Here is a 26,374-nt window from a genome sequence, read left to right as displayed (position 1 = left end):
TCTCGACCGGCACCCGGTCGGTGCCGCCCTGGTTGGCATCGAGCGCTGCCCCCGTTCGGGGCAGCGCGATCCCTCGACGGCCCCGCGCGCATCAGAAGAACGAACGGATCTCGCTCGCGATCCGCTCGATCGCCTTCGCGCTGCCGGTGGAGTTGATCGCGCTGGGATCGCTGGACGAGCCATGGTCGAAGCCGTCGAACTCGACCCGCCGGCAGTGCGGAAGCACCTTCTCGAGCGCGTCGCGCGAGGGCTTGAGGAAGGGCAGCCCTTTGCTGCCACCAAGGAGCAGCACCTCGGCAGCGACGGAACGGAACTCGTCGATCCGGCCGGCCAGCTCGACGATCAGCGCGCCCTCGTAGTGCACGGTCGGCGCGAGTTTGCGCAGGGTGAGGTCGTGAGGGCCTGCCTGCCGATCCTCCTTCTTCAGCATCTTCTCGGTGATCGACGCCAGTAGCCGGCGCGGCATCACCTTGAATGCCGCCGGCGCCAGCTCCAGGCCGTACATGCTGGTGATCATCGCGGCAGCAACGTTGCCTTGGGCAATCTCCTGGTCGAAGCGTGCCAGCCAGGCGATATGGCGGGCGGCATCCGCGACCAGCGCCGGTTCGTAGACGGCGACCTTGCGCAGCGAGGGAAGGGTCCGCGCGGCTTCCAGTACGATCGCACCGCTGGCGCTGACTCCGAAGGCCAAGCTCGCATCGGCCTCGCGCAGGACGGCCTCGAGGTCCCCCACCTCCGTACGAACGCTGTGGTCGGGCCGATGCGGACCGGACAGGCCGCGCCCGCGCCGGTCCGGCAGGTAGACAGTGAAGTCGTCGGCCAGCGCCTGGGCGAGCAGCGTGTGAGTGCGGGCCGACTCCATGCTGCCGTGCAGGACGACGAGGGCCGGTCCGCGACCGGTCTTCCAATAGCCGATCGGGGTTCCGTCCTGGGAGGCGACCGAGCCCTGGATCAACGCTGGGAGCTGAAGATTCGTCATGAATGGATAGTGACACAGTAAATAGTTACATTGCAACTAGTGTCGTAAAAGACGTAGGCTGGCCGGGTGAAACCGACATTCCGCCGTTCGCCGCTGGCGCTGGCGATCCTCGGGCTGCTGGAGAACGGCCCGATGCATCCGTACGGGATCCAGCGGCTGATCAAGCAGTGGGGCAAGGACCAGGTCGTCAACGTCGGCCAGCGGACCAGCCTCTACCGGATGATCGCCAGGCTCGAAGACGAAGGCCTGATCGCCGCCGGGGACACCGAGCGGGACGAGCGCTATCCCGAGCGGACCACCTACAACCTGACCGACGCCGGCCCGCGCTGCCTCCCGGCAGTGGCTGGCGGAGATCGTCGGCACACCCCGCAACGAGTTCCCCGAGTTCCCCGCGGCCCTGTCGTTCCTGATGCTGTTGCCCCCACAGACCACGATCGGGCTCTTCGAGGAACGTCGCGACCACCTCACGCAACGCATCACCGAGCTCGACGCGGAGCTGGCTTCGGAGTACGAGGGTGCGCCGATCCCCAGGGTGGTGCTGCTCGAGACCGAGTACGGGCGTGCGCTCGCCGAGGCCGAGTCGCGCTGGATCACTGCCGTCCTCGACGACCTGCGAAGCGGTGCACTGACCTGGGAAACCGTGCCCGAGCAGGGGGTTACGGCGTGACCCATGCCGCCGTGGAGGTGTGGTGGGCGAAGATCGGCGACGTTCGATGGCAACTGGTTGCCGAGCTCGATGCTGCCGAGCGAGGGCGGCTTACGGCGTACGCCAGGCAAGAGGACAAGGACCGCTTCCTGCTCGGCTGCGCGGTGGCGCGACGGGTGCTCGGGAACCACTTGATGATTCCACCGGCGGAGGTGCGACTCGACCGGACCTGCGAGGACTGCGGCCGCCCGCACGGGAAGGTGCGCGTGGAGGGCATGGAGCTGTCCGTGTCGCACTCAGGTGATCTGATCGCGGTCGCATTCCACCCGAGTACGCCGGTCGGCGTCGACGTGGAGAAGGTCGATCCGGGCATCGACGCGGATTCGCTGGCAACGGTGAGCCTGGCCGAGGTGGAGGCGATGGAGCTCGCGAAGTACGAGCCGGCCGATCGGGCGCGCGCCTTCACGACGTACTGGACTCGCAAGGAGGCCATCGTGAAGGCGACCGGCGACGGGATGCGAGCCGACCTGCGGCGCGTTGTCGTCAGCCCACCCGATCAGCCGGCCGCGCTGCTCGAATGGTCCGGGTACGACGGACGCGTGCAACTCGTGGATCTCGAGGCCGGGTCCGACTACGCCGCCGCGCTCGCGATCTTGACTGCCGGCCCGGTCACCGTCCACTCAATCGACGCCGCTCCCCTACTCAGCGGCCAACCGTCGAACTAGCGACGGGCGACCAGCTCCCGGCGATCGGCTGCTCAGCCCCGGATCTGGCCTTCGCCGATCACGACGTACTTCGTCGAGGTCATCTCCGGCAGCCCCATCGGCCCGCGGGCGTGCAGCTTCTGGGTGGAGATGCCGATCTCGGCACCGAAGCCGAACTCGCTGCCGTCGGTGAAGCGAGTGCTCGCATTGACCACCACCGCAGCCGAGTCGACCGCCTGGACGAATCGCCGGGCCGCAGCCTGCGACTTGGTGATGATCGCGTCGGTGTGACTCGAGCTGTATTTCCGGATGTGCTCGACCGCAGCCTCCAGCGACGGCACCACAGCCGCCGACAGATCCAGCGAGCCGTACTCCGTGCCGTAGTCCTCATCGGTGGCCGCGACAATATCCTTGCCCGCAGCAACCACCGTCGGATCACCGTGCACGGTGACGCCCGCATCGGCCAGCGCCGGCAGCGCCGCAGCCAGGAACTCGGCCGCGACATCTTCGTGCACCAGCAGGGACTCAGCCGCGTTGCACACACTCGGGCGCTGCGTCTTGGCGTTCAGCAGAATCTTCAGCGCGAGATCCAGGTCCGCCTCGGCGTCGACGTACACATGACAATTGCCGACACCGGTCTCGATCACCGGCACGGTCGATTCGGACACCACGGTCTGGATCAGGCCGGCGCCGCCGCGCGGGATCAGTACGTCGACCAGCCCGCGCGCCTGCATCAGTTCCTTCACAGCGGCCCGATCGCCCGGGACGCCCTGGATCACGTCGGCAGGAAGGCCCGCCGACGCGGCGGCGGCACGGAGTACGTCGACGATCGCGACGTTCGACTCGGCAGCGGAGGACGACCCACGCAGCAACACCGCGTTTCCTGACTTGAGGCAGATCCCGGCCGCGTCGGCCGTCACGTTCGGACGGGCCTCGTAGATCATGCCGACCACGCCGAAAGGCACCCGCACCTGGCGGAGCTCCAGCCCGTTCGGCAGCGTGTAGCCGCGGACGACCTCGCCGACCGGGTCCACCAGGCCGGCCAACTGTTCGAGCCCGGCCGCCATCGCATCCACCCGGGACGGGTCGAGCGCCAGCCGGTCCACGGTCGACTCCGGCGTACCGGCCTCGCGCGCGGCGGCGACGTCCTTCGCGTTGGCCGCGACGATGGTCTCGGTGTTCTCCCGCAGCGCGGCCGCCATTGCCTGCAGCGCCGCGTCCTTGGTCGCCCGGGACGCGGCCGACAACGCGTACGACGCCTCGCGGGCCCGCTGGCACAGTTCGATGATCACCGTCCCATCGTAGGACGGCACGCAGCCCGCCTGCGCGGCCGTCTCAGCAGACCTCGGCGTGCTCCTCGGCAGGCTGACCTTCGTTGCGGCCGAGAGCTCCACCAGGCTCTGCCAAGTGCTCTCAGAGGTGCATGTGCTGCGGGCCCGCGACGCCGCGATCGCCGCGATCGGGGAAAGACTTCCTGGCTCAGCGGGGTAGCGGGTGGTAGCGGCGTTCGGGCCGGCCGGCGGTGCCGTAGCGGGGCCGCATCTCGGCCCGGCCGACGGTGACCAGATGTTCGAGGTAGCGGCGGGTGCTGCTGCGAGACAGGCCGGTGACCTCCGCACAATCGGTGGCGGAGAGACCGTCGGCAGTCGCCTTGCCGAGCGCCCGTAGTACCAGGTCAGTTGTCTCGGGGCTGATGCCTTTGGGGGCCGCGATCCGGCCGCTCTGGGTGCGGAAGACCCGGTCGACCTCCTCCTGGTCCACCTCGGTCAGGCGATGCAGCTCGGACCGGTGGGCGGCGTAGTCGTTCAGCCGGGCGCGGAGGGACTCGACCTCGAACGGTTTGACCAAGTACTGGAAGACGCCGCCGCGGAGCGCGGTACGCAAGGTGTCCAGGTCGCGGGCGGCGCTGATGACGATCACGTCGACCGGATAGTCGCCGGCTGACTCCCGGAACCGGCGGAGCACCTCCAGCCCGTTCATGTCCGGAAGGTAGATGTCGAGCAGCACCAGGTCCGGCCGAAGGCTCCGTACGGCGGCCAGCGCATCCGCACCGGTCCGCGCGGCACCGACCACCTCGAACCCTGACTGCCGCCCGACGACGCTCGAATGCAGCCGGGCCACCATGAAGTCGTCATCCACCACCAGCACCCGGATCACGTCGTCACCGCCGTACTGAGTACTGGGAGCGTCGCCACGAAGACCGCACCGGAGTCGTTGTGGACCGCCACGTCGCCGCCACGCTTGCGGCAGATCACCCGGACCAGGGCCAGCCCGATGCCGTAGTTCTCGCTCGCCTCGCCCGCCTTCGTGCTGAAGCCGTGCGTGAAGACGCGATGCAGCATCGCGCCGTCCACGCCGGGCCCCGAGTCGCGCACCTGGATCCGGATCGCGCCCGCCTGCTCGAGCACCTCCACCGCGACGAGCGGATCGGAGGCGCCCGTGGCCGCGTCGAGCGCGTTGTCGACCAGGTTGCCGAGCACCGTCGACACATCGGTGGCCAGCCGCTCATCCAGTCGTGGCAACCAGGTGCCCTGGTCGACGAGGAAGCTGACTCCGCGCTCGGCGGCCTGGCTGGACTTCGCGATCAGCAGGGCGGCGACGGCCGGATCGGCGACTCTGGCGGTGATCCCCGCGGTGAGCTCGGTCTGGTCGGCCGCGACCCGCTGGATGTAGCGGCGGACGTCGTCGTACTCGCCCAACTCGATCAGCCCGCTGACGATGTGCATCCGGTTGCTGAACTCGTGGGCCTGGGAGCGCAGCGTGTCGGTGGTGTTGCGGGTCAGATCGAGCTCGCGCTGCAGCTCGAGCAACTCGGTCCGGTCCCGGAAGGTGGCGACCCAGCCGATGTGCCTTCCATGGCTGCGGACCGGCATCCGGTTCAGCGTGAGTACCCGGCCGTGCAGCGGCAGGATCCGGTCGGTGGCGGCGTCGGTCCCGTCGAAGATCTCCACCAGCCGCCCGGTCTCGTCCACCTCGGCCAGGGCCCTACCCGTCGATGCCACCGGTACGCCGAGCAGGTGCGCCGCCTCGTCGTTCACCATCGTGATCCGGCGCTCCAGGTCGACCGCGAGCACGCCCTCCTTGATCCCGTGCAGCAGGGCCTCCCGCTGCTCGACCAGGCCGGTGATCTCGCGCGGCTCCAGCCCGAGCGTCTGCCGCTTCACGGTTCTTGCCAACAGCAACGACCCGAGGACGCCAAGTATGCTCGCGATGCCGAGATAGGTGAGCAGGTTGGGCCGCGCCGCCGCCAGGTTGGCCGGCAGCGACGGGTATTGCCGGCCGACCATCACCACGCCGTCGGTCTCCCGGGTCTTCTCGTTGATGATCGGCGCCATCCCCAGCGCCGCCCCGGTGACCTCGTCCTGCCCGATCCAGCCGCGGCCGAGGAACGCCTCGGTCTCCTGGGCGTACGACACCGACGTCACCGGCAGCGGATCTGTGGAAACGATGATGCGGCGGTTCTGCAGCGCGACCTTGATGTAGGTCGAACCCGACCAGATCCGGCCGGACTCCACCTGTGACTGCGCCTGGCTGATCAGGCCCGGTGTCTGGGTCGCCGCCGCCTGCCGTACGCCGGTCGTCACCGCCAGTTGCTCGGCGATGGCCTGGGCGCGCCGCCCTTCGGTCTCGCGGAACCGGGCGTTCGACTGCGCCACCGACGCCGCCGCGACGCCGATCAGCACCACCAGCACGATCAGCAACTGGACGGCGAGCATCCGCCCGGCCAGCGTCCACCGACGCCGCCCGGGTAATGCGCTCCAGCTAGCCTTCACGGGACTGATTGTGCTTGGCAGGGCCAGATCTGGCCATCATCGCGTGAGCACAATGAACAGAACTGAGTTTGCGTTCGTAATCGTGACACCTGATCCGGTACCCGCAACGCTGACGGCGACCGCAGTACCGAACACCAAGGAGACCGCCGTGAAAGCACGGACATGGTTCACCAGCATCACCGCCGTCCTGGCCGTCGCCGTCGCGGCCACCGGTTGCGGCGTGAGCGCCGACGACAATGCCTCCGGCGGAGCCAGCTCCGGCCCGATCAAGGGCCTGCGCATTCTCGTCCCCAACTCCCCCGGCAGCGGCTACGACACCACCGCCCGGGCCGCGGCGAAGGCGATGCAGGACGCGAAGCTGGCCGACACGGTCGAGGTGTTCAACACCGCCGGCGCCGGTGGCACGGTCGGCCTGCAGCGGCTCGTCAACGAGAAGGGCAAAGAAGACCTGCTGATGCAGATGGGTCTCGGCGTCGTCGGAGCCGTCTTCACCAACAAGTCCAAGGCCACCCTGCAGGACACCGTCCCGGTCGCGAAGATGATCGAGGAGGCCGAGGCGATCGTCGTACCGAAGGGTTCGCCGTACACGACGCTCGACCAGCTGGTCGCCGCCTGGAAGGCGGATCCGGGCAAGCTGCCTGTCGGCGGCGCCTCGAACGCGGGTGGGCCGGACCACCTGACCCCGATGCTGGTGGCCAAGGCGGTCGGTGTCCAGCCGAAGGACGTCAACTACGTCGCGTACGACGGTGGTGGCGAGCTGCTGACCGCGATCCTCGGCAAGAAGGTGGCCTTCGCCGCCACGGGGATCGGCGAGGTGGCCGAGCAGGCCAAGACCGGTGACGTGAAGATCCTGGCAGTCACCAGTGAGCAGCCGGTGGACGGGATCGACGCACCGACCCTGAAGAGCCTGAAGGTCGATCTGGTCTTCACCAACTGGCGCGGCATCGTCGGCCCGCCCGGGCTGTCGGACGAGAAGAAGCGGCAGTACGTCGACCTGCTCCAGAAGATGCACGACTCGCCGCAGTGGAAGAAGACCCTGGCCGACCAGGGCTGGACCGACGCCTTCCAGAAGGGCGACGAGTTCAAGACCTTCCTGACCGCGGAGAACGACCGGGTCGCCGGTGTCCTGCGGGAACTGGGTCTCGTCGTCTGATGGCCGCCGTGAAGCAGGGCCGCTCCGAACTCGGAGTGGCCCTCCTCCTCCTGCTGCTCGGCGGCTGGGCGATCATCGACGCGCTCCGGCTGCCGGAGGTCGAGACCCGCGGGCCGGTCGGGCCGACGACGGTGCCGATCGCGGTCGGCATCCTGCTCGTGGTGACCGCCGTCCTGCTGGCGATCGACATCCTGCGGGGTGGCCGCGGCGAGCAGGAGGCCGGTGAGGACGTCGAGCTCGGTCAGGGCAGCGACTGGAAGACTCTCGGCCTGCTGGTGGTCGCCTTCGTCGCCAACATCCTGCTGATCGAGCGGCTCGGCTGGCCGGTCTCCGGCGCCGTGCTGTTCTTCGGTACGACGTACGCCCTCGGCAGTCGGCACCTGATCCGCAACGCGATCATCTCGGTCGCCCTGTCGGTCAGCACCTGGTACCTGTTCAACCTCGGCCTCGGCATCGCGCTCCCGGTCGGGATCCTCAAGGGAATCCTCTGATGGACGCCTTCACCGAACTGCTGAACGGGTTCGCCACCGCCGCGCACCCCACCAACCTGCTGTACGCCTTCGTCGGCGTCCTGCTCGGTACCGCGATCGGCGTCCTGCCGGGCATCGGCCCGGCGATGACGATCGCCCTGCTCCTGCCGCTCACCTACACGCTGGAACCGACCCAGGCCTTCATCATGTTCGCCGGGATCTATTACGGCGGCATGTACGGCGGCTCCACCACCTCGATCCTGCTCAACACCCCCGGTGAGAGCGCGTCGGTGGTCACCGCGATCGAAGGCAACAAGATGGCCCGTAAGGGTCGAGCGGCCGCCGCCCTGGCCACCGCGGCGATCGGGTCGTTCATCGCAGGCACGATCGGCACCCTCTGCCTGGCCCTGCTCGCTCCCGTGATCGTCAAGCTGGCCGTGAAAATGGGTGCGCCCGACTACTTCGCCGTGATGGTGCTCGCCTTCATCGCTGTCACCACCGTGCTCGGATCGTCCAAGATCCGTGGCCTGGCCGCGCTGGCGATCGGCCTGCTGATCGGCACGATCGGCATCGACCCGACCTCCGGCCAGCAACGACTCACCCTCGGGCTGCCGGAACTTGCCGACGGCATCGATGTCGTCGTGGTCGCGGTCGGGCTGTTCGCGGTCGGCGAGGCCTTGTGGATCGCCGCCCACCTGCGCCGTACGCCGGCCGAGATCATCACCGTCGGCGCGGCCCGGATGTCGCGGGAGGACTGGCGCCGGTCCTGGAAGCCGTGGCTGCGCGGCACGGTGATCGGCTTCCCGTTCGGGGCGATCCCGGCCGGTGGCGCGGAGATCCCGACCTTCCTGTCCTACGTCATCGAGAAGAAGCTGAGCAAGCACCCGGAGGAGTTCGGCCACGGTGCTATCGAGGGCGTCGCCGGTCCCGAGGCGACGAACAACGCGTCGGCCGCGGGTGGTCTGGTTCCCCTGCTCACGTTGGGGATCCCGACCACCGCGACCGCCGCGGTGATGCTCGGCGCGTTCCAGGGCTACGGCATCCAGCCCGGGCCGCGGTTGCTGCAGACCCAGCCGGAACTGGTCTGGGGACTCGTGGCCAGCCTGTTCATCGGGAACGTGATCCTGCTGGCGCTGAACCTGCCGCTGGCGCCGATGTGGGCCAAGCTGCTGCGGATCCCCAGGCCCTACCTGTACGCCGGCATCCTGTTCTTCGCGAGCATCGGCGCGTACGCCGCCAACCTGTCCACCTTCGACCTGTGGCTGCTGTTGCTGCTGGGCGCGCTCGGCTTCGGGATGCGCCGGTTCGGGCTTCCCGTCGTACCGGCGATCATCGGCATCATTCTCGGGCCGACGGCGGAGGAGCAGTTGCGCCGCGCGCTCCAGATCAGCGATGGGCATGTCAGCGGGCTCACCAACACCTGGTTCTCGAAGATCGTGTACCTCGTGATGCTGCTGGTGGTGGTCGTACCGCCGATCGTCTCCCGGCTGCGCAAGCGCAGTACGGACCGGGAACTGACCGAGGTAGGAGGCTGAGATGGCGATCGTCGTCGGCTATGTACCGACTCCGGAAGGTGTCGCCGCGCTGGAGAGCGCGATCGGCGAGGCGCAGCGCCGCGGCCAACGGCTGGTCGTGGTGAATTCCAGCCGCGGTGAATCGCTGGTGGACAGCCGGTTCGCGACCGGGACGCAATGGCACTCGGTCGAGGACCGGCTGGCGTCCTCGGGTGTCGACCACGAACTCACCCAACTGGTCGAGAGCAAGGATGCGGCCGACCAGATCCTCGCCCTGGCGCACGACCTCAACGCCGAACTCATCGTGATCGGCCTCCGCCGCCGCAGTCCGGTCGGCAAGCTCATCCTCGGCAGCCAGGCCCAGACCATCCTGCTGGAAGCCGAATGCCCTGTCCTGGCAGTGAAGTCCACCTAGAGCGGCTTGCTTGCGTCCGAACAACCGTGGGGCAGAACCCTCACCGCTTCGGACGTCCCCAGCCGTGTTTGCTGACGTCCGAAGAAGTGGAGTTGACGTCCCTCCGCTTCTTCGGACGTTAGCCGGGGGTCACCTTGCGTCCGAGGAGCTGTGGGGCAGGACCCTCTGCGCTTCGGACGTAAGCGGGGGTGTGGCGTTAGAGCAGGACGAGGTCGTCGCGGTGGACCACCTCGCGCTCGTACGCCGCGCCGAGCTCGCGGGCCAGGTCGCGGGTGGAGCGGCCGAGCAGGTCCGGGAGTTCGGCTGCGTCGTAGTTGACCAGGGCCGCGCGCGATCACCACGCCGGCGGGCGAGACGAGGTCGACCGGATCGCCTGCGGAGAAGTTGCCTTCGACCGAACTGATGCCGGCCGGAAGCAACGAAGTACGGCGTTCTGTCACCGCGCGGACCGCGCCCTCGTCGAGCTGGAGCCGGCCCTGACCCGATGTGGCATGGGCGAGCCACAGCAGCCGGGTCTTGCGACGCCGGCCGGTCGGATGGAAAAGCGTGCCGACAGCGTCGCCCCGAAGCGCCTCACCGACGCGGGCCGCGGAGGTGAGCACCACCGGAATCCCTGCCTCGGTAGCGATCGCGGCCGCTTCGACCTTGGTCTGCATACCGCCCGTACCGACGCCCGACGACCCCGTGCGGCCGATCTTCAGCTTCGCGAGGTCAGCCGATCCGCGGACTTCGCTGATCATCGTCGTGCCGGGCTTGCGCGGATCCCCGTCGTACAGGCCGTCGACATCCGACAGCAGTACCAGCAGATCGGTGTGCACGAGATGGCTGGTCAACGCGGCCAAGCGGTCGTTGTCGCCAAAGCGGATCTCGGTGGTCGCGACGGTGTCGTTCTCATTCACGATCGGGACGACGCCGAGCTCCAGCAGGCGCGCGAAAGTCCGGTAGGCGTTGCGATAGTGGCTCCGCCGGGTGACGTCGTCGATGGTCAGCAAGACCTGACCGACCTGCAGTCCGTGCGCCGCGAACGCGTCGCTGTAGCGAGCCATCAGCAGCCCCTGGCCGACCGAGGCCGCCGCCTGCTGGGTGGCGAGGTCCTTCGGACGCGAGCGCAATCCCATCGGGGCAAGGCCTGCCGCTATCGCACCGGACGAAACCAGCACGACCTCGGTGCCCTCGACCCGGCGGGCGGCGAGCGCGTCCACCAGCAGGCGCAGGCGCTCCAGGTCGATCCGTCCTCGCTGGGTCAGCGATGACGAACCGACCTTCACCACGATCCGCGAAGCCTTGACGACCTCCGCGCGCTCGGTCATCGCATTCACACGTCCTGAGACGAAGCGTCCCGCTCGGCGGCCAGTTCGGCCTCGATGTCGATGTCCTCGCCCGCGATGTAGCGCTGCTCGGCCTCGAGCTCCAGCCGTGCCTCCAGCTCGCGGGCTTCCCTGCGGGCGAGCTTCTCGGCAGCCTTCTGCGCCGCCTTGGCCTCGGCCGGCGTGAGGTCGACCTCGTCCTCGACCCAACCCTGGCCGTACTCCGAGTAGTCGACCGCGCGCTCCCCTTCGCGGAACGCGTGGTACTCCCCGTCCTTCTCGCGGCGGCGCACGATGGACGGACGCGGCTGGTCGAGCCGGTGGTCCTCACCACGCCGGGCCAGGTTCTCCGCACCGGCCTGGACCTCGGGCTGGAAGTCGAAGACGACCGCGTTCGGGCCGTCGCCGATCATCACCCCGTCGCCCTCCATCGCGCCGCGCTCCAGCAACTCCTTCTCGACGCCGAGCCGGTTCAGCCGGTCGGCCAGGTACCCGGTCGCCTCGGCGTTGCCGAAGTCGGTCTGCCGGACCCAGCGCTCCGGCTTCTCGCCCTGGATCAGCCAGGTGCCTTCGGGGGTCTTCTTCAGCTTGAACTCGGAGCCACCGGTCGCGTGCGGACGGATGATGATCCGGGTGGTCTCCGGCTTCTCGGTCTCCGCCCGCCGCTTGGCGACGATGTCGGCCATCGCGAACTTGAGCGCGTCGAGGCCTTCGTGGCTGGCGGTCGAGATCGAGAACACCTGCAGGCCGCGCTGCTCGAGCTCGGCCGTCACCATCTCGGCCATCTCCTTGGCGTCCGGCACGTCCACCTTGTTCAGGGCGACCAGCCGCGGCCGGTCCTCCAGCCCGCCGTGCGCCGCGAGCTCGGCCTCGATCACGTCGAGGTCGCTCAGCGGGTCCCGGCCGGGCTCGTACGTCGCGCAGTCGATCACGTGCACCAGCGCGGCGCAGCGCTCCACATGCCGCAGGAAGTCGTGTCCGAGCCCGCGTCCCTGGCTCGCACCCTCGATCAGGCCCGGTACGTCGGCGACGGTGAAGGTGTTGTCACCGGCAACGACGACCCCCAGGTTCGGGATCAGGGTGGTGAACGGGTAGTCGGCGATCTTCGGCCGGGCCCGGCTGATCGAGGCGACCAGCGACGACTTGCCCGCGCTCGGGAAGCCGACCAGACCGATGTCGGCGACGACCTTGAGCTCGAGGACGATCGTGCGTTCCTCGCCGTTCTCACCGAGCAGCGCGAAACCGGGGGCCTTGCGGGTGGAGCTGGCCAGCGCCGCGTTGCCGAGGCCGCCCTTACCGCCGGCGGCTGCCACGTACTCCGAGCCGGCGCCGATCAGGTCGGCCAGCAGCTCGCCTTCCGGCGTACTGACGACCGTGCCGTCCGGGACGGGAAGGACGACGTCGCCGCCCTTGCTGCCGATCTGGTGGTCACCCTTGCCCTGGACACCGTTCGTCGCGGAGCGGTGCGCGGACCGGTGGTAGTCGACCAGCGTGGTCAGGTCGGGGTCGACGCGCAGGATGATGCTGCCGCCGTCACCGCCGTTGCCGCCGTCGGGACCGCCGAGCGGCCGGAACTTCTCCCGGTGCACCGAGGCGCAGCCGTTTCCGCCGTTGCCACCGGTGACGTGCACCGTGACACGGTCGACAAAGCTGGGGATCGCCATCGGTATCTACTTCCTGCTGACTCGATTGTTGCTCTGACTGCCGTACTGCGGTGCGCGGTCCCTCGTACCGCGGGTGCGCACTTCCTCTGTACATAGCCGAAGGGCGGGTCGCGCTATTCCGCGACCCGCCCTTCGAAAAGGCCTTTGTGACTCGTCCGGGTGGCGGTACTACTCCGCCGGGGCCGGGACGATGTTGACGACGCGACGTCCACGACGGACACCGAACTCCACGTGGCCCTCGGCCAGCGCGAACAGGGTGTCGTCGCCGCCACGGCCGACCAGGTTGCCCGGGTGGAAGTGGGTGCCACGCTGGCGGACGATGATCTCGCCGGCGTTGACCAGCTGGCCACCGAAGCGCTTCACGCCGAGGCGCTGTGCGTTGGAGTCGCGACCGTTACGGGTCGACGCTGCTCCCTTTTTGTGTGCCATGTCTGAATCAGCTCACTTCTTCTTGGCGTCGATCGCGGTGACCTTGACCTGGGTGTAGTGCTGGCGGTGCCCCTGGCGCTTGCGGTAACCGGTCTTGTTCTTGTATTTGAGGATGTGGATCTTCGGGCCCTTGGTACGGCCGAGGACCTCGGCCGACACGGCCACCTTGGACAAAGCGGCTGCATCGGTCGTCACGGTGTCGCCATCGACGACGAGGACCGCGGACAGCGACACTGTGTCGCCGACCTGATCCGTCAAGCTGTCGATCTCGATGACATCGCCGACGGCGACCTTCTGCTGGGTGCCGCCACTGCGCACGATCGCGTACACCGTGGGTCTCACTCTCTATTGTTCGGAAGTCTTACCGGGCCTGCACAGACCTACAGCTGTGGGCCCACACAAATGAGGCACGCGAGACGCGCGCCGAAGCTTGAGTTTACGGCGCGCGTCGCGGGTGGGTCAAACCGGGGTGGACGCCAGCTCCTGGGCACTGACCGGCTGGTCGGTCCCGCTGTTGCCCGCGTCACCTTCGTTACTGCTCGCAGCACCCCGGCCACGGCTGCTACGCCGCCTCCTGGTGCTGCCGTTCCGGCCGGAGCCGGTCTGCTCTGCCTTCTCCTGCTCAGCGCCGTCCTGGCCCTGCTCAGCAGCGCTGTTGCCCTGCTCGGCGGCAACCTGCTCGCCGCCACGCCCGCTGCTGTCGCCGCGAGCCGGCTCCTGCGAGCTCTGCGCGCCGTCCTGCTCCGCTACGGCGGTGCCGGCCTGGCCGGAACCGCCGCGGCGACGCCTGCTGCGCTGGCTACCCGGCGCCCGCTCCTCGCTCTGGGCGGCCTCGCCACCGTCCCTGCGCTCAGCAGAATCCGCACCCGACGACGACTGCTGGTCGCCACTGGCCTGCTGGTCGTTGCCTTGGTGCTCGGCTCCGGTGACCTTCTCGTCGGTGCCGTGCTGATCGGTGCCGTTGGCCTTCTCGCCACTGGCGAGGGTGGCTGCGGCGATCTGAGCGACGCGCTGAGCGGCGTCACCGTTCGACGGGGTCTCGGTCGACTCGGTGTGCTCGTCGGAACCCTCACCGCGACCGCGCCCACGACCGCGGTTCCGGCTGCGCGAGCTCTTCTTCGCACCGTCGCCGTCGCCGTCGCCGCTCTTCTGCTCGCCGTCGTGACCGTTCTGGCCACCGTTGCTCTGCTGACCGCCCTGGTTCTGGCCTTGGTTCTGGCTGCCCTGGCTCTGGCTGCCCTGGCTCTGGCCGCCCTGGTTCTGGCCGCCCTGGTTCTGCTGACCGCCGCGGCTGCGGCCGTCGTCGGCGCGACGGCGCGATTCCTTCGGCTCGTCGTGCAGGACCAGCCCGCGGCCACCACAGTGGTCGCAGTTCTCGCTGAACGCCTCGAGCAGGCCGGTACCGATCCGCTTGCGGGTCATCTGGACCAGGCCCAGCGAGGTGACCTCGGCGACCTGGTGCTTGGTCCGGTCCCGGCCCAGGCACTCCACTAGCCGGCGCAGTACGAGGTCGCGGTTGAGCTCCAGCACCATGTCGATGAAGTCGATCACGATGATGCCGCCGATGTCGCGCAGCCGGAGCTGGCGAACGATCTCCTCGGCCGCTTCCAGGTTGTTCTTGGTGACCGTCTCCTCGAGGTTGCCCCCGGAGCCGGTGAACTTGCCGGTGTTGACGTCGACGACGGTCATCGCCTCGGTCCGGTCGATGACCAGCGAACCACCCGACGGCAACCAGACCTTGCGGTCGAGCGCCTTCTTGATCTGCTCGTCGATCCGGTAGTTCGAGAAGACGTCGCTCTGCTCATTAGGCGACGGGCTCCACTTTTGGACCCGGTCGGCCAGGTGCGGGGCCACGGACGAGACGTACTCGCTGACCTGGTCGAAGGCGTCGTCGCCGGAGATGACCAGCTTGGTGAAGTCCTCGGTGAACAGGTCGCGGACCACCCGGATCAGCAGATCCGGCTCGCCGTGCAGCAGCGCGGGCGCCTGGCCGGACTTCGACTTCTTGTCGATGTCCTCCCAGAACGCCTGCAGGCGGGTGACGTCGGCGGTGAGCTCCTCCTCGGTGGCGCCCTCGGCCGCGGTCCGGACGATCACGCCCGCCTCGTCCGGAACGATGTCCTTGAGGATGCCCTTCAGGCGGTTCCGCTCGGTGTCGGGGAGCTTGCGGCTGATGCCGCCGTTGCCGCCGCGCGGCACGTACACGACGTACCGGCCGGGCAGGCTGATCTGGTTGGTCAGCCGGGCGCCCTTGTGGCCGATCGGGTCCTTGGTCACCTGGACCAGGACCGCCTGGCCGGACTTGAGCACCGACTCGATCTTGCGCGGGCCGTTGCCGGCGCCGAGCGTGGACCAGTCGACCTCACCGGCGTACAGGACCGCGTTGCGGCCCTTGCCGATGTCGATGAACGCGGCCTCCATGCTCGGCAGCACGTTCTGGACGCGGCCGAGGTACACGTTGCCGATCAGCGAACTCTGCTCGGCGGTGGTGACGTAGTGCTCCACGAGCACGTTGTCCTCGGAGACCGCGATCTGGGTCAGGTCGTCGCGGGCCCGGATCACCATCGTCCGCTCGACCGACTCGCGCCGGGCCAGGAACTCGGCCTCGGTCACGATCGGCGCCCGGCGGCGACCGGCGGCGCGACCCTCGCGGCGGCGCTGCTTCTTCGCCTCCAGCCGGGTCGAGCCCTCGACCGCGGTGATCTCGTTCGAGATGGTCTTGCTGCGCGGCTCACGGACCCGTACGACGGTCTCGTCCGGGTCGTCGGCGGCGCTGCCGCTGTCCTCGCCCTTGCGGCGGCGACGACGGCGACGGCGGCGCGAGGAGCTCCCGGCTTCCGAGTCGTCCTCGGAGTCGTCCTGCTCGTCGGTGTCGGACTGGTTCTCCGCGTCGTCCTCGGACTCGTCGTCGTTCTCGTCGGCGCTGTCCTCGGAGCCGTCCCCTGGCTTGCGGCGACGACGGCCACCGCGGCGGCGACGGCGGCGACGGGTGCCCTCGGCACCGTCCTCACCATCGACGTCATCGGCATCGGACTCGGCGTCGTCGGCGGCGTCTTCCGGCTCGATCTGGCGGGCCGCTTCGAACACCGGCTCGGCGCGGTCGGTGGCGACCTCTTCGGCGTCCCGGCTGCGACGGCTCCGGCGACGGCGGCTGCCGGTCGGCTGCTCGTCCTCGGCCGGCTCGGCCGCTACCTCGTCGGCGTCAGCCTCGACCGGCACGACCTTGGCGTTACGGGTCCGAGTGGAAACGCGCTTCGTGGAGGGGGCCTTGACGGAACCGTCCTCGACAGGGGTGGCCTCGACCGGGCTGGTCGCGGCCGCCTGGGCCGGTACGTCGGTAGGCGCTTGGAACAGCACGGCAGCAGCGGCAGGCGCGCGCCGGCGACGGCGGGTGGTCTCGGCGGGAGCCATTGCGGCCTCGGCAGCGGCGGCCTCGAGCGCGGCGGCTGCTTCGGCGAGGGCTTCCTCGTCCTCTTCGGCGTCGGCGACCGGGCCGTCGGTGACGGCGGCCTCCTCAGCGAGCAGATCCGCCTGGCGCGCGGCGGCGCTCTTGCGGGGGGTGCGCTTGCGGGTGGTCTTCTTCGCCGGCGCCTGGGTCTCCGCCTCAGCCGCCGGGACCTGTACGGCTGCCTCGGGCGCTGACTCATCGGTCAGTTCCGGGAACGCGTCCTGGCTCGTGGCGGCCTTCTTCGCCGGGCGCTTGGCCGCGGCCTTCTTCACGGTCCGCTTTGCGACGGCCTTCTTGGCCGGCTGACGCTTGGCCGGAGCGGGCGCCGGATCGGCGGCCGCGGCGTCGGACTGGGTGCTGACCGCGGTCTCGACCGGCTGGTCGGCAGCGTCGGGCACGGGAGCTTCGGCGGCCTTGGCGGCGGTCTTCTTGACCGGGCGCTTGCGGACCGTCTTCTTGGCAGCCGCCCTCTTGGCGGGCTGCTCGGGGGCGGAGGCAGCCGTATCGGCGGCCTGGGTGTCGTTCGGCTCGTTCTCGAGCATGTGGTGCGGGTCTCCTCTGGCCCTCCGGCGCACCCTGCGACCCTGTCACGGTCCGGCGCTGCCAGCTGGCGGTCTCGGTCTCGCCGCTGCCGGCAAATTGCTGCCGGTACGGCGGAAGCCTTCTGGGTCCGCTCCCCCGCGCTCGTCAGGGCACAGATGGAGCGGCGGCGTCGCCCTCCGCTGAATGCGTCTGGTGGTCGACCGCCTGGCCGGTCGCGGTCGCCTGGGTGGCGTCGCGGTCACGAGCGAGCGGATCGTCCACAGTGCCGGTTGCCGCGATAAGCGGGCCCTGGGCGAGCCTGGTCAGAAGAGCCGGGCCCGTCACCGGAAGCGTCGCTACTTCGAGCACGCCGGCGAGAACGTCGTCGGGTCTCACGGCCGGGGTTCCGTGCCGTAACACCACTTGCAGTATCGCACACGTCTCAACCGACCCCCGTTCACTACCGACCGCGAGTCGGAGAACGGCGTCCCGACAGTCGAACGAGCGAAGTCCTCGTTTGGTCATGCGCTCGACCAGAATTTCCTCCCGGGCGAGGAATGCCTCCACTGCCCGCTCGGCGTCGGCCGGATCCACGCCTGGCAACGCGATCAACCACTCGCTCGCCTCCAGCTGCTCGGCCAGCGATCCGGCGCCCGCGACCACCACCTCGACGACGTCGAGCCCGGTTGGCAGCGCCTCGTCCAGATCGGCCCGGACCTGCTCGGGATCCCGCTCCTGTGTGAGCGAGATCTCCAAGTACTCCGCCTCCGAGGCGGCCCCGGTCGGCGCCGCACCGGCGTACGAGATCTTCGGGTGCGGGCTGAAGCCGTGCGAGAACGCCACTGGGAGGTCCGCCCGCCGGACGGCACGCTCGAACGCGCGCTGGAAGTCGCGGTGCGAGGTGAATCGCAGCCGCCCGCGCTTGGCGAAGCGGACCCGCAGCTTCTGTACGGCGGGGAGCTGCTGGGACGGCGGAGCCTGAACTGGTGCCACGCCCCTATTCTGGCAGCCGCCGGACCGTCCATTCACACCCCCGCTCCGCGGGGAGCAAATGAGTGGCTGCGGTCCGGGGTAGTGGAACCTAGACATCCGACGGTCCTCGAAAGGAATCACCGATGCGCGCGCTGCTCTTCGACGAACCGGCTGCCGACACGGCCACGACCCGGGTCGCGGAGGTGCCCGTCCCCGAGCCCGGGCCGAACGAGGTCTCGATCGACGTCCGCGCGGCCGGGGTGAACTTCATCGATGTGATGGCCCGGCGAGGCGACCCGGGCTATGCGACCGGGTGGCCGTTCGTTCCGGGGCTGGAGGTCGCGGGCACGGTTCGCGCGCTCGGGGCGGGCGTGAGCGGCCCAGCCGTCGGTACGCCGGTCGCCGCGTTCACCGGATCCGGCGGCCTCGCCGAAGTCGCTGTCGTACGGGCTCAGTTGGTCGTTGCGATTCCGGAGGGGCTGTCGTTCGAGCAAGCAGCGGCTGCTCCCGGCACTTTGACCACAGCAGCCTTGTTGCTGGGCCCGGCCGGGCGGCTGCGTAAGGGCGACAGCGTGCTCGTCCACTCGGCTGCCGGCGGTGTCGGGCAGGCGCTGGCGTCGCTGGCTCGGCTGAATGGCGCCGGCCTGCTGCTGGGGACCGTGGGGAGCGCGAGTCGCGCTGGTTCGGCTGAGAAGGCGGGGTACGACGCTGCGCTGGTTCGTGGTGAGGGTTTGGTGGAAGCCGTGCGCGAGCGGACGGGCGGGCGGGGCGTGGATCTGATTCTTGATCCACAGGGGACGGAATGGATCGATACCGACCTCGAGCTGGTCGCCGCGGGCGGGCGGATCGTGCTGTTCGGCAATGCCGGCGGTACTCCGATGACGCTGCCGGCGGCCGGTCGCTTGTTCGGCGGCAATGTGTCGATCGGCGGCTTCAGCATCCGCGGGTACGCCGCGAACGCGCCGGAGTTGGTCGGCGAGGCGCTTGCGGAGGTGCTTGGCAAAGCGAATGCGGGTGAGCTGTCGATCGAGCTGACGCCTGTCGATGGTCTCGAGCGCGCGGCCGAAGCCCAGCAGGCTCTGGCCGAAGGGCGCGGCAAGGGCAAGTACGTCGTCCGCGTGTGAAGGATCTGGCCGTCTGACGGATCTGGCCTAGATGGTGGACCTGCCTGTCAGGACAGTGCGTAGTTGATCGGCGGCCCGACCTGGGCCGTTGATCGAGGCACCTACCAGGCACGTGACGCCAGAACCCAATGACAGTGGGCCGTTCAGCGTTCCGGTGATGATTTCGGTGCAGGTCGGTGCTGGACGCAACAGCGTGACGGCGAAGCGTTCCGGCGTACTGATGTTGCCGGAGGTATCAGTCGCGCGGCACTCGACCTGGAGCCTTAGTAGTTGTGCCGACCGTCGCCGTCGACCCGGAACTCTGGCACGACGTACCCGGCCTTCCAGGTGCGGGTGTCCGGCGAAGCGGCTGCCGAGCTGCCCGCGGTACGGGATCCGGCACGCGATTCGGAAGCGTGGGGTTGTGGCGGCGCTGCGCGGGGAACTGGAGGTGCGCTCCGCGCCCGCACCGCTGGACTGACGCTCTCCGGCGGCCGATACGGCATCATGAGGGCTCGGGGAACGTGAGGGAGAGGACATCGATGACGGAACCGGCGCAGTCGCCGCGGCCCGAACCGGACCGCACCACCGGAGTCGACGACCCGGGCGAAGGCGACGGCAAGGGCATCTACTGGATGCTGAAGAACGTCGTCGTCGGCCCGCCGGTCCGCCGGCTGTTCCGGCCGAAGGTGGAAGGCGCCGAGCACATCCCGGAGCTGGGTCCGGCGATCATCGCCAGCAACCATCTGTCGTACGCCGACTGGATCTTCATGCCACTGGTAGTGCGCCGCCGGATCACCTTCGTGGCCAAGTCCGACTACTTCACCGGCGCCGGCATCAAGGGCACCTTCCAGCGCGGCTTCTTCAAGGGCACCGGCCAGGTCCCGATCGACCGCTCCGGCGGCTCGGCGTCCGAGGGCGCGATCCGGGCCGGGATGAAGGTGCTGGAGCGCGGCGACCTGTTCGGCATCTACCCCGAGGGCACCCGGTCGCACGACGGCAAGCTCTACAAGGGCCGGACCGGCGTGGCCCGGCTGGCGCTGGAGACGAAGGTCCCGGTGATCCCGTGCGGTGTGATCGGGACCGACGTGGTCGCGCCGCCCGGCAAGATCGTCGCCTCGCTCGCCTCCCCCACGATCAAGTTCGGCGAACCGCTGGACTTCTCGCGGTACGACGGGATGGAGGGCGATCGCCTCATCCTGCGCGCCGTCACCGACGAGATCATGTACAAGATCATGGAGCTGTCCGGCCAGGAGTACGTCGACATGTACGCCACCAAGGCCAAGTCGCTGGAGGGCCGGGCGACCACCGGCGCACCCAAGAAGGTCCGCAAGTCGGACACCTGATTCAAGGGGTGAGACAGGGTGGCACTAGGCTGGGAAACCGTGGACGGACCGATCGCGTACCAGGGTGAGCCAGGAGCCAATTCGGCGATGGCGTGCACCGAGATGTTTCCCGACCGTGAACAGCTACCCTGTACGACGTTCGAGGACGCCCTCGAGGCGGTCAGTACCGGCCGGGCCGGGCTGGCGATGATCCCGGTCGACAACTCGATCGCGGGCCGGGTCGCGGACATCCACCACCTGCTGCCGGACTCCGGGCTGCACCTCATCGGCGAGTTCTTCCTGCCGATCCACTTCCAGCTGATGGTCACGCCGGGCACCTCGATCGAGTCGATCACGACCGTCCGCAGCCACGTGCACGCGCTCGGGCAGTGCCGCAAGATCATCCGCGAACACGGCTGGTCGACGGTGGTCGCCGACGACACCGCCGGCGCCGCCCGCGAGGTCTCCGAGTTGAAGGACCCGACCGTCGCCGCGCTCTCGCCGATCGCCGCGGCCGGGCTCTACGGGCTGGACATCCTCGCCCGGGACGTCGAGGACGAGCACCACAACACGACCCGGTTCCTGGTGCTGTCCCGCGAGCCGCACCTCCCGCCGGTGGGTTCGGGACCGACCATCACGAGCTTCGTCTACCGGGTCCGCAACGTGCCGGCCGCGCTCTACAAGGCGATGGGCGGCTTCGCGACCAACGGCGTCAACATGACCAAGCTGGAGAGCTACCAGCTCGGCGGCTCGTTCTTCGCGACCCAGTTCTACGCCGACGTCGAAGGACACCCCGAGGACCCGAACCTCGCGCTCGCCCTGGAGGAGCTCGCCTTCTTCTCGGTCGAGGTCCGCCTCCTCGGCGTCTACCCGGCCCACCCCTTCCGCGAGCAGATCGCCGAACCGGCCGCCAACCGCGCCCTCCGTCCCCACCACTGAGCCCGCCAGGTCGCTTGCGTCCGAACAACCGAGGGTCCTGCCCCCCACTCCTTCGGACGCAACCACCGCCGATCGCCTACGTCCGAACAACCGAGGGTCCTGCCCCTCACCTCTTCGGACGTAACGGGTGGGTTTGGGTGAAAGAGGGGTGGGAATGCGTAGGGTCGGCGGATGGAGATTGTGCGGGTCGGTGGGCGGGAGCTGTTCCGGGTTGCGTACGGGGTGATCCAAGCGGCGCAGGAGTTCCCGACGGCGATCCCGCTCGACGAGGCGTGGACGCTGCTGGAGTCGCCGCCGCCGGAGTACAGGTTCAGTTGTCTGGCCGCCGTCGAAGGTAGCGAGGTCGTCGGGGCCGCGTGGCTGACGTGGTCGCTGGCGGAGAACCGGCAACTGCTGGTGGCTGAGCTCGGGGTCGAGGCGAGCCGTCGGCGGCAGGGCGTCGGGTCCGCGCTGTTGGACGCGACGAAGGCTGCGGCTGTCGCGGACGGGCGGAACGCCTTGCTCGGCGCGACGATCAGCCCGTACGGCGAGGGACCGGGTTCCGGCGCAGCGTTTGCCGAATCCCGCGGGTTCGTCCAGCAGCACGCCACTCTGCACCAAGTGATCGACTACCCCGTCGCCGGACTCGACGCGAAGGCCGCCGAAATCGCTCCGCACCACCAGCCCTACACGCTCGCGACCTGGCCGGACGGCTGCCCGGACGAGCACGTCGACCAGTACTGCGAATTGCTCAGCCTCATCGACGACGAAGTCCCGCTCGACGACCTGGAGCTCGAGGCGAAGCGCTGGACCCCCGAACGCCTCCGGTCGGTCGAAGCGCGCCGGCGTACGCAAGGCCACCTCACCAGTACGACGGTCGCCATCGCGCCGGACGGCTCACTCGCCGGCTACACCGAACTGACCGGCAAACCCCAGCACCCCGAGCGGCTCGACCAGCACGACACCTTGGTCCGCCCCGAACACCGCGGCCACCGCCTCGGCCTCGCCCTCAAGATCGCCAACCTGCAGGCCCTCCAGTCCCGGACCGCGAATCCGGCCACGATCCACACCTCGAACGCCGAGACGAACGCCCCGATGATCGCCGTCAACGACCACCTCGGCTTCCGCCCGCTCGAACACCAACACATCTGGGTCCTGCAACTCACTGTGCCTGACCTCCTGACCTAGGCGTTCAACCGGCGCAGACTTGTGGCTGGGGCAGTCGGATCGCAGCTTTGGGGGGATCGCCATGCGCAGCGTGTATCAATCTCGGCTGCCACCGCAGTTGCTGGCGCCGGACCTGTTCGCGATGTTGTCGGCCGATGGCCAGATCTATGGGGTGTGTGAGGCCTGCGGCTGGGAACATCGCGTGCAACTCGTCGGCAACTACACGGCGGCGAAGGTGGGCGAGACCATCCGCCGGCCGTGTCTGAGCTGCGGCGACACCCGAGGGCTCGGCATTGCTCCGCATCGGCTGCGAGTCCATGGCGAATGTCTGGACTGCGGGTCGTGGTCCTGGCTGGAAGTCGAGCACGACCTTGTCCGGGTCCCCTGCCCGGTGTGCTCCTCAGTTCGCCTGGTGGCCCGTGAGGAGACGGTCGAGCCGCCATTTCCCGTCGAGTTCGGCGAGGTCGAGACGCCGCTCTACATGCTGAGAGACGACGGACCCTATGTCTGGGGCCGGTCGGGCAGCACCGACGCGCAGCGGCTGGTGGCAGAGAGCCACGCTGCCGGCCTCCTTCCCGAGGCGCATCGCTACATCTACTTGCTGATCCAGCTCGCCGTGCGTTTGCAGACCGGCGATCACTACGACGACGAGGGTCTGTACCTGATCACGCAGGTTGCCGCGAACTTCTGCCAGGGGCACCTGCGCGCAGTCGGCGAACTGGAGATCGGACTGCTGGCTCTCAACCTGTTCGAGCAGCTGATCGCTCTCGCGCCCGACGAGCCGAACCGGGCCATCGCGCAGCACAGCTATGCGATGGGTCTCTACAGCCTGCTCGCCCGTTGGCCGGAGGACTATCTGGAGCAGTTGACCGGTCGGACGGGACTCCGCCAGGCGACGATCGAGCTTGCTCTGGAGGCGGAACAGACCCTTGCCGGGTACCTCGCCGAAGCACCGGAGCAGGTCGGTGCGCAACTGGCTCGCGTCCGCTTCGTGATCGGCGACCTGTTGCGAGTGGGCACCAGCGACGACGACCAACGCCGTTCCGCGCTGACCTACTTCGACGCGGCGCTGACGGATCCGTGGGTCGAGCAGAACCTCGGCCGCGGCGTCCGCGAGTCCCGGGCCCACACAGTCATGCAGCTTGCCCACCCTAGCGACGAGTTGCTCCAGCAGGCGATAGCAGACTTGCAGACCATTCTCGGGACCGGTAGCGGTGACTCCGAGCGCTGGCGATCGGCCTATTACCTGGGTCAGCTGATGGTCCGGTACGCCGATGACAGGATCGGCACGATGCATCAACTGGAGCAGGCGGCAGCGCTGGCCAAGCAGCAGTTCTCGGCCATCGCCGACGAGCGTCAACTCCTCTACCAGGCCGAACAGTTCGTCCACGTCTTCGAGTTGCTGGCCACCTGTTACGCCGATGTCTCCTGGAACGACGAGGCCTTGTCGGCTGTCGAGATCACCCGCGGCTCGGCGATCCGGCTGTACTCCCGGCTTGCCGACGACCGGGAGGGGTGGATCTCCGGAGAGCTGGATTCCAGCTTCGAGCAGGACCCGATCGGGCCGCCGGTGAAGGCCCTGCTGCGGGCACATGCCGACGTACCGACCGCGTTCCTGTCGGTCTTCATCTCCGACTACGGCTGCACCGACCCGGTGGCCACCGCCCTGCTCTGCTACCTGTCCGGGCCGGACGAGTGGCAGAACAAGCGGCACCTGTGGCTCGTGCCGGACGCGGAACTGGCCAACCTGTCAGCGCAGCGGTACTTCGATCCAGGGCCGTTCCGCGAGCGGCTGCTGAGAACGGCCTCGACGTCGGGTTCCCGGGCTCTCCTCGAGCCGCTTGCCGAACTACTCGAGGAGGCAGGCGTCGAACGGGTGATCGTGAGCCTGCCCGGAGTCCTGACCAGATTGCCACTCGAGGCCTTCGGCGTAATTGCCGACGAACAGCTCGCGACCGACCGGCTCAGGTTCACCTACCTGCCGTCGGTACGGTTCGGCGCCGATCTCGTCGGCGGCGTCGGAGCGGCCGAGCGGGATCTGCGCGCGGCCGGCGTCCTCGCCCTTGGGTACGACGGCGACGACATTCCCGCCCAGAGCGAAGAGCTGGCGAGCCTGCGGGAGATCTGGGGCGACCAGCTGACCGTCATCGAAGGCTCCGACTGCACGAAAGAGTCCGTACTGCGGGCGCTGGCCGAGCCGTTCGACATCATCCACGCGGTCTGTCACGGGTCGTTCGACGAGGCGAGTCCGCTGGATTCCGCCCTCCACTTCACCGCGGATCGCTACAACGCCGCGCGCTCGGTCTCTGCGCGGGATCTGTTGATGACTACGCACTTCAGCACCGGGCCGTTGGTCGTCCTGTCCGCCTGTTCATCCGTGGTGACCGCTGACAGCCGGACGAACTCCTTCCACGGATTGGCAGGCAGTCTGTTCCGGTGCGGTGCTCGTGCGATCGTCGGCAGCCGGTGGCCGGTCGACGACCGGGCCGCGGCCGCGCTGATGGCGCGATTCCACCGCAAGCTGCGGACGACGACGCAAAGTCCTGACCTCAGCCTTCGAACGGCCTGTGCGGAGCTTCGCGAGGACGGACATCGGGCCGAGGACTGGGCTGCCTTCGGCTACTACGGCGTGATCTGATGGCAGCGACAACCGACCGGGAAGGCGGACCGACGATGGCCGACGACGTGATGCTGGAGATCGAGATCGACAGCACGGACGAAGCGACCGTCCGGGCGATCGAGGAGGCGCTGGCCGAGGTCGGGCCGCAGCGCTGGGGCCAGACCCGCGAAGTGGTCACCATCCTCACCATCGCGGCCGGCGCGGTAGCCCTGGTCAATGCGCTGCTCGACCTGAAGAAGCGGCTCGAGAAGCCGGCCACGCCGCCCCCCACGATCGTCATCAAGAACGTGAACCGGCTCGAACTGAACATCTCCGATGCCACCTCGGAGACCCTGCGGGAGCTGATCGAAAGCTCGTCGGACTGACAAATTGCCGCGCGATGCCGACGTGAGCTGCATAGGGTCGCGGGATGGATCTTGTGGTGGTGGACGGGCGTGATGCCGAGGTGTTCGGGCGGTTCTTCGAGCTGCGGGACCGGGTTCGCGTCGCGGAGCAGGAGTTTCCGGCCGGTCTGGGGCTGGCGGAGGCTCGGGTATTGTTCGCGGACGAGCACCGCGACGTACGGGTCGACGGGCTGGCCGGCGACTGCTCACCACGTCAGTGGTCGGCGACGCGGCGACAGGAGAAAGTGCCGGTACTGCGTTCGCCGCGGCTCGTGGGTTCGCGCGCAAGCACGAGGAGCTTCATCAGGTCATCGAGTTGCCATTGGCGGCCGATCGGATCGCCGCATTGGAGCGGCCGGTCGACGGCTACGAGTTCATGCGGTGGCGGGAGCACACGCCGGACGAGTGGATCGAGCAGTTCGCGGTGGCCCTGACCGGCGCGACCCAGGACACTCCGCGCGGCGAACGCGACCAAGAGGTGAGCCGGTGGACGCCCGACCGGATCGTCGAGGTCGAGGCTCGGCGCATCAAGCAGGGACGGTTCTGCCACGCGACTGTGGCCGTGAACGCGAACGGCCGGCTGGCGGCGTACACGCAGATGGGTGGAGCGACCGCGAATCCCGAGCGGCTCTATCAGTGGGACACGTTCGTCTTTCCGGAGCATCGCGGGAAGGGGCTCGGGATGGCGGTGAAGATTCCCAACCTGCGTTCGCTGCAGGCCGATCTGAGCCGGACCGCCGTACTGCACACCTGGAACGCGCCCGAGAACGCTCCGATGATCCGGGTGAACGACCAGCTCGGCTTCCGGCCGGCCGATCGGCGCAGCGCCTGGGAACGGCACTAGCGTCCGAAACAGCGAGGG

Annotated in this window: 22 protein-coding genes and 2 pseudogenes; 14 read left to right on the top strand and 10 right to left on the bottom strand. The window is 68.8% G+C overall.

Annotated elements, in window-relative coordinates; genetic code table 11:
* Window positions 1–91: 91 nt before the first annotated feature.
* Window positions 92–979 carry an alpha/beta fold hydrolase gene (locus tag F1D05_RS31675; RefSeq protein ID WP_185444036.1) on the bottom strand — a complete coding sequence of 296 codons (888 nt, stop codon included), beginning with the start codon at window positions 977–979 and terminating at the stop codon, window positions 92–94.
* Window positions 980–1,045: 66 nt separating this feature from the next.
* Here F1D05_RS31675 and F1D05_RS43260 point away from each other — a divergent pair.
* The 3 genes and pseudogenes from F1D05_RS43260 to F1D05_RS41295 all read left to right on the top strand — a co-directional run.
* A pseudogene (locus F1D05_RS43260) lies at window positions 1,046–1,294 on the top strand (PadR family transcriptional regulator); the annotation flags it as partial.
* Between the two features lie 94 nt (window positions 1,295–1,388).
* Entirely contained in the window at window positions 1,389–1,646 is a 258-nt protein-coding gene (locus F1D05_RS41300; RefSeq protein ID WP_246486124.1) for a hypothetical protein, read from the top strand.
* The gene (locus F1D05_RS41295) at window positions 1,643–2,350 is read left to right on the top strand and encodes a 4'-phosphopantetheinyl transferase family protein (RefSeq protein WP_185444035.1); all 708 of its coding nucleotides are present in this window, start codon (window positions 1,643–1,645) and stop codon (window positions 2,348–2,350) included. The genes F1D05_RS41300 and F1D05_RS41295 overlap by 4 nt, the downstream gene beginning before the upstream one ends.
* A gap of 32 nt (window positions 2,351–2,382) precedes the next feature.
* Here F1D05_RS41295 and F1D05_RS31660 read toward each other — a convergent pair whose 3' ends face one another.
* The 3 genes from F1D05_RS31660 to F1D05_RS31650 all read right to left on the bottom strand — a co-directional run bounded on the left by F1D05_RS31660 (window position 2,383) and on the right by F1D05_RS31650 (window position 6,102).
* Window positions 2,383–3,642 (bottom strand): glutamate-5-semialdehyde dehydrogenase, encoded by a 1,260-nt coding sequence (locus tag F1D05_RS31660; RefSeq protein ID WP_185444034.1) that lies wholly within the window; start codon window positions 3,640–3,642, stop codon window positions 2,383–2,385.
* Window positions 3,643–3,808: 166 nt separating this feature from the next.
* The gene (locus tag F1D05_RS31655; protein ID WP_185444033.1) at window positions 3,809–4,486 is read right to left on the bottom strand and encodes a response regulator; all 678 of its coding nucleotides are present in this window, start codon (window positions 4,484–4,486) and stop codon (window positions 3,809–3,811) included.
* Window positions 4,483–6,102 (bottom strand): sensor histidine kinase, encoded by a 1,620-nt coding sequence (locus F1D05_RS31650; RefSeq protein ID WP_206685910.1) that lies wholly within the window; start codon window positions 6,100–6,102, stop codon window positions 4,483–4,485. The genes F1D05_RS31655 and F1D05_RS31650 overlap by 4 nt, the downstream gene beginning before the upstream one ends.
* Window positions 6,103–6,184: 82 nt before the next feature.
* Here F1D05_RS31650 and F1D05_RS31645 point away from each other — a divergent pair, with 82 nt between their 5' ends.
* From F1D05_RS31645 to F1D05_RS31630, 4 genes are read left to right on the top strand one after another with little or no spacing between them, the layout of a single operon-like run.
* A complete protein-coding gene (locus tag F1D05_RS31645) occupies window positions 6,185–7,255 on the top strand; it encodes a Bug family tripartite tricarboxylate transporter substrate binding protein (protein ID WP_246486122.1) in 1,071 nt (356 codons plus the stop codon).
* Complete coding sequence (locus tag F1D05_RS31640) at window positions 7,255–7,746, top strand: tripartite tricarboxylate transporter TctB family protein (RefSeq protein WP_185444031.1); 492 nt, start codon at window positions 7,255–7,257, stop codon at window positions 7,744–7,746. Before F1D05_RS31645 ends, F1D05_RS31640 begins: the two co-directional genes overlap by 1 nt.
* Window positions 7,746–9,260 carry a tripartite tricarboxylate transporter permease gene (locus F1D05_RS31635; RefSeq protein ID WP_185444030.1) on the top strand — a complete coding sequence of 505 codons (1,515 nt, stop codon included), beginning with the start codon at window positions 7,746–7,748 and terminating at the stop codon, window positions 9,258–9,260. The genes F1D05_RS31640 and F1D05_RS31635 overlap by 1 nt, the downstream gene beginning before the upstream one ends.
* Before the next feature lies 1 nt (window position 9,261).
* Window positions 9,262–9,654 carry a universal stress protein gene (locus tag F1D05_RS31630; protein ID WP_185444029.1) on the top strand — a complete coding sequence of 131 codons (393 nt, stop codon included), beginning with the start codon at window positions 9,262–9,264 and terminating at the stop codon, window positions 9,652–9,654.
* A gap of 196 nt (window positions 9,655–9,850) precedes the next feature.
* Here the strand turns inward: F1D05_RS31630 and proB are convergent.
* The 6 genes and pseudogenes from proB to F1D05_RS31600 all read right to left on the bottom strand — a co-directional run bounded on the left by proB (window position 9,851) and on the right by F1D05_RS31600 (window position 18,017).
* Window positions 9,851–10,964: pseudogene (proB, locus tag F1D05_RS31625) on the bottom strand (glutamate 5-kinase).
* Window positions 10,965–10,969: 5 nt separating this feature from the next.
* Window positions 10,970–12,625, bottom strand: a complete 1,656-nt coding sequence (gene obgE / locus F1D05_RS31620; protein WP_185444028.1) for a GTPase ObgE — start codon at window positions 12,623–12,625, stop codon at window positions 10,970–10,972.
* Window positions 12,626–12,793: 168 nt separating this feature from the next.
* Complete coding sequence (gene rpmA, locus F1D05_RS31615; protein ID WP_185444027.1) at window positions 12,794–13,054, bottom strand: 50S ribosomal protein L27; 261 nt, start codon at window positions 13,052–13,054, stop codon at window positions 12,794–12,796.
* 12 nt (window positions 13,055–13,066) lie between these two features.
* Window positions 13,067–13,384 (bottom strand): 50S ribosomal protein L21, encoded by a 318-nt coding sequence (rplU, locus tag F1D05_RS31610; RefSeq protein WP_012919954.1) that lies wholly within the window; start codon window positions 13,382–13,384, stop codon window positions 13,067–13,069.
* A 129-nt stretch (window positions 13,385–13,513) separates the two neighbouring features.
* Window positions 13,514–17,044, bottom strand: coding sequence for an Rne/Rng family ribonuclease (locus F1D05_RS31605; RefSeq protein ID WP_185444026.1), 3,531 nt, complete (start codon window positions 17,042–17,044; stop codon window positions 13,514–13,516).
* Window positions 17,045–17,189: 145 nt separating this feature from the next.
* Window positions 17,190–18,017, bottom strand: a complete 828-nt coding sequence (locus tag F1D05_RS31600) for a TIGR03936 family radical SAM-associated protein (RefSeq protein WP_185444025.1) — start codon at window positions 18,015–18,017, stop codon at window positions 17,190–17,192.
* 122 nt (window positions 18,018–18,139) lie between these two features.
* Between F1D05_RS31600 and F1D05_RS31595 the strand changes: the two genes are divergently transcribed.
* The 7 genes from F1D05_RS31595 to F1D05_RS31565 all read left to right on the top strand — a co-directional run bounded on the left by F1D05_RS31595 (window position 18,140) and on the right by F1D05_RS31565 (window position 26,356).
* Entirely contained in the window at window positions 18,140–19,120 is a 981-nt protein-coding gene (locus F1D05_RS31595; RefSeq protein ID WP_185444024.1) for a quinone oxidoreductase family protein, read from the top strand.
* 521 nt (window positions 19,121–19,641) lie between these two features.
* Window positions 19,642–20,445, top strand: coding sequence for a lysophospholipid acyltransferase family protein (locus F1D05_RS31590; protein WP_185444023.1), 804 nt, complete (start codon window positions 19,642–19,644; stop codon window positions 20,443–20,445).
* 39 nt (window positions 20,446–20,484) lie between these two features.
* Window positions 20,485–21,363: a prephenate dehydratase gene (locus F1D05_RS31585; RefSeq protein WP_185444022.1), complete on the top strand. Its 879-nt coding sequence runs from the start codon at window positions 20,485–20,487 to the stop codon at window positions 21,361–21,363.
* A 171-nt stretch (window positions 21,364–21,534) separates the two neighbouring features.
* Window positions 21,535–22,530: a GNAT family N-acetyltransferase gene (locus F1D05_RS31580; RefSeq protein WP_185444021.1), complete on the top strand. Its 996-nt coding sequence runs from the start codon at window positions 21,535–21,537 to the stop codon at window positions 22,528–22,530.
* A 61-nt stretch (window positions 22,531–22,591) separates the two neighbouring features.
* Window positions 22,592–25,147 carry a CHAT domain-containing protein gene (locus F1D05_RS31575; protein ID WP_185444020.1) on the top strand — a complete coding sequence of 852 codons (2,556 nt, stop codon included), beginning with the start codon at window positions 22,592–22,594 and terminating at the stop codon, window positions 25,145–25,147.
* On the top strand, window positions 25,147–25,494 hold the full coding sequence (locus F1D05_RS31570; protein WP_185444019.1) for a hypothetical protein: 348 nt from the start codon (window positions 25,147–25,149) through the stop codon (window positions 25,492–25,494). Before F1D05_RS31575 ends, F1D05_RS31570 begins: the two co-directional genes overlap by 1 nt.
* A 235-nt stretch (window positions 25,495–25,729) precedes the next feature.
* Window positions 25,730–26,356, top strand: coding sequence for a GNAT family N-acetyltransferase (locus tag F1D05_RS31565; RefSeq protein ID WP_246486121.1), 627 nt, complete (start codon window positions 25,730–25,732; stop codon window positions 26,354–26,356).
* Window positions 26,357–26,374: the final 18 nt, after the last annotated feature.

The sequence above is a fragment of the Kribbella qitaiheensis genome (assembly GCF_014217565.1).
Taxonomy (GTDB): Bacteria; Actinomycetota; Actinomycetes; order Propionibacteriales; family Kribbellaceae; genus Kribbella; species Kribbella qitaiheensis_A.
The sequence above is the reverse complement of the archived record's forward strand: the minus strand, read 5'-3'. Positions and strand labels throughout refer to the sequence as shown.

Coding starts and splice junctions, on each gene's coding strand:
- F1D05_RS31675 (WP_185444036.1), bottom strand. CDS start 979: ATGACGAATCTTCAGCTCCCAGCGTTGATCCAGGGCTCGGTCGCCTCC.
- F1D05_RS41300 (WP_246486124.1), top strand. CDS start 1,389: ATGCTGTTGCCCCCACAGACCACGATCGGGCTCTTCGAGGAACGTCGC.
- F1D05_RS31640 (WP_185444031.1), top strand. CDS start 7,255: ATGGCCGCCGTGAAGCAGGGCCGCTCCGAACTCGGAGTGGCCCTCCTC.
- F1D05_RS31635 (WP_185444030.1), top strand. CDS start 7,746: ATGGACGCCTTCACCGAACTGCTGAACGGGTTCGCCACCGCCGCGCAC.
- F1D05_RS31630 (WP_185444029.1), top strand. CDS start 9,262: ATGGCGATCGTCGTCGGCTATGTACCGACTCCGGAAGGTGTCGCCGCG.
- obgE (WP_185444028.1), bottom strand. CDS start 12,625: ATGGCGATCCCCAGCTTTGTCGACCGTGTCACGGTGCACGTCACCGGT.
- rpmA (WP_185444027.1), bottom strand. CDS start 13,054: ATGGCACACAAAAAGGGAGCAGCGTCGACCCGTAACGGTCGCGACTCC.
- F1D05_RS31605 (WP_185444026.1), bottom strand. CDS start 17,044: ATGCTCGAGAACGAGCCGAACGACACCCAGGCCGCCGATACGGCTGCC.
- F1D05_RS31595 (WP_185444024.1), top strand. CDS start 18,140: ATGCGCGCGCTGCTCTTCGACGAACCGGCTGCCGACACGGCCACGACC.
- F1D05_RS31590 (WP_185444023.1), top strand. CDS start 19,642: ATGACGGAACCGGCGCAGTCGCCGCGGCCCGAACCGGACCGCACCACC.
- F1D05_RS31580 (WP_185444021.1), top strand. CDS start 21,535: ATGGAGATTGTGCGGGTCGGTGGGCGGGAGCTGTTCCGGGTTGCGTAC.
- F1D05_RS31575 (WP_185444020.1), top strand. CDS start 22,592: ATGCGCAGCGTGTATCAATCTCGGCTGCCACCGCAGTTGCTGGCGCCG.
- F1D05_RS31570 (WP_185444019.1), top strand. CDS start 25,147: ATGGCAGCGACAACCGACCGGGAAGGCGGACCGACGATGGCCGACGAC.